Annotated in this window: 3 protein-coding genes; all 3 read left to right on the forward strand. The window is 66.2% G+C overall.

From position 1 onward, the window contains the following. Window positions 1–736: ABC transporter permease (locus tag K789_RS0107780; RefSeq protein WP_024366266.1), on the forward strand; the 736-nt coding region annotated here is incomplete at its 5' end. 66 nt (window positions 737–802) lie between these two features. After that, on the forward strand, window positions 803–1,945 hold the full coding sequence (locus K789_RS0107785; protein ID WP_024366267.1) for an ABC transporter substrate-binding protein: 1,143 nt from the start codon (window positions 803–805) through the stop codon (window positions 1,943–1,945). Window positions 1,946–2,075: 130 nt separating this feature from the next. Continuing rightward, on the forward strand, window positions 2,076–2,729 hold a 654-nt coding region (locus K789_RS26555; protein ID WP_306376511.1), incomplete at its 3' end, for an amidohydrolase family protein.

The raw sequence follows: 2,729 nt of genomic DNA on the forward strand, positions 1-2,729 counted from the left end.
CCCGCCGGTCCTTGTCGGCATCGCCGGGCTGGCACTGTGGGAGTTTGGTGTGCGGGCCGGCGGCGTGAAGTCGTTCATCCTGCCCGCGCCCTCCGGCATCGCGCTGACGCTCGCAGGCAGTTTTCCCCGGATCGCGGCCGCCACCCTCACCACACTCGAGGCCGTTCTTCTCGGGCTCGTCCTGGGCGTGGCGGCAGGCGTGCTCGCTGCCGTGCTCGTGTCCCTGGCCAAGAGACTGTCCGCGCCGCTCATGACGGCGGCCGTCGTCCTCAGCTGTGCACCAATCATCGCCTTGGCGCCGATCTTCAACGCTTGGTTCGGCGTGACCGGCCTCATGTCCAAGGCGGGGGTCGCCGCGGTGATGGTGTTCTTCCCGGTGTTCGTAAACTCGACGCAGGGGCTGCTCCTCATGCGCCCGTTGCACCGCGAACTGATGGAGTCCCTTTCTGCATCCTCCGGCCAGACCCTGCGGCTGGTCCGCATCCCCGAGGCCCTGCCGTCCTTCTTCGACGGGCTCCGGGTGGCGGCAACCGTCAGCGTGATCGGCGTACTCGTAGCCGAGTACTTTGGCGGCCCCGCGACCGCCCTGGGCGTCCTAATCGCCAACGAAGCGGCCCTGTCCCACTTCGAGCTGACGTGGGCCGGAGTCGTGATGGCCAGCGCGCTCGGCCTGACCCTCTACGGCGCCGTCGTGCTGCTCGAGCGGGTGTGCGTGCCCTGGAAGCGCGCCGCCTGAGACCGCAGGCCCCACACTCTTACCCCTCTCCGTTCCGCAACTGAGCAAGAAGTGAAAGGAAACACCATGTCCCTCCCCCCGAAGCGTTCCCTGGCAATTGCCGCGGCGATTGCCGCCGGCGCACTGCTCCTCACCGGCTGCGGTGGCATGTCCGAGGCCGCATCCGTCAATACGGCCTCGGCCAGCAGCAAATGTGCCAGCACCGACACCGTCAAGGTGGTCCTCCAGTGGGTTACGCAGGCCCAGTTTGCCGGGTACTACCAGGCCCAGGAAAAGGGCTACTACGCGGACAACTGCCTGGATGTGAAGATCCAGGAAGGCGGTAACAACGTCTCGCCGCAGCAGGTGCTCGCCAGCGGCAACGCCGACATCGCCGTCACCCAGGCTCTGCCCAGCATGGCGAGCCGGGAGGCCGGATCGGACCTCGTGGACATCGGCCAGGTATTTCAGAAGGGCGCGTTCCTCCAGGTCTCGTGGGCCGATTCCGGGATCAACAGCATCAAGGACCTCAAGGGCACCAAGATGGGCAGCTGGGGCAGCGGCAACGAGACGGTCCTCTACGCCGCCCTGCGCGCCAACGGTGTGGAACCCACCACCGATGTGAACGTCATCCAACAGCCGTTCGACGTCTCACCCCTGCTCAAGAACGAGGTCCAGTCGATCCAGGCCAAGACCTACAACGAGTATGCACAGCTGCTGGAAACGGTGAACCCGAAGACCGGCAACCTCTACCAGCCCGCGGATTTCAAGGTCCTGAACCTCAACGACTTCGGCTATCAGACCCTGGAGGACGCCATCTACAGCACGGACAGCTGGCTCGCCGACCCCAAGCACAAGGACGCCGCCACGCGATTCCTGGCCGCCAGCTACAAGGGCTGGATCGACTGCCGCGACAACGCGGACAGCTGCGTCGACACCGTACTGAACAACGGCAGCGCCCTCGGCAAGGGACACCAGACCTGGATGATGAACGAAGTCAACAAGGTCATCTGGCCCAGCGACAAGGGCATCGGCTACCTCGACCCGGTCGTCTGGGACAAAGCCATGCAGAACGGCGTCGACGGCAAGGCGATCAAGACGCTGCCCCAGGGCGGCTACCGGACCGACATCAACGACGCGGCCCTCGCGCTGCTGAAGAAGGACGGCGTCGACGTCACCGGAACCTCCTACAAGCCGCTCACCGTCACCCCCACGGCCGGCGGCAAGTAGGAGCCGGGCCGCAGCTGACATGCCGCCCCGTCGGGGCTGCCCGGCCGGCGTTCCAATGCAGAAGCCGNCCGGGCCAGTCCCGGCACCCTTGAGACCCTTTACCCGCTTTCCGCAACGCAAGGACAGATCCATGGGCTCGTACCTGATCACAGGCGGCACCGTCGTGACAGCAACCGATACAGTCGCCGCCGATGTCTTCCTTGACGGCGAACAAATCGCGGCGATCCTGGCTCCGGGCTCTCTCCTCGGTGCCGGCCTGCGGCGGGAGGGAGTACCCGTCATTTCCGCGGATGGCTGCTACGTACTGCCCGGCGGAGTGGATCCGCACACGCACTTCGAAGCCGAGGGCCAGTCCGTGCCGGTCCTGGACACGTTTGCCACCGGTACCCGCGCCGCCGCCCTGGGAGGCACCACCACCGTCATCGATTTCGCTTACGCCCGGCCCGGCGAACGCCCGGCCCAGGGGCTGGACTGGTACCACTCCAAGGCCGATGGCCAGTGTGCTGTGGACTATGGGTTCCACATGATGCTGACGAACTGCGACGCGGAGACCGTTGCCGACGTCGACCAGCTCATGGACCGCGGCGTCACCAGCTTCAAGCTCTACACCGCCTACACGGGCACGCTCTATTCGACCGACGACGTCATCCTGCGCATGCTCCAGCACTCCCGGCGCAGCGGCGCACTGATGATGCTGCACGCCGAGAACGGTCCGGCCATCGATGTCCTGCGGGAACAGGCTGTCGAAGCCGGACAGACCGAGCCGCGCTATCACGCCCGGACC

Origin of the sequence: Arthrobacter sp. TB 26 (assembly GCF_000427315.1) — a bacterium.
Lineage (GTDB): Bacteria > Actinomycetota > Actinomycetes > Actinomycetales > Micrococcaceae > Arthrobacter.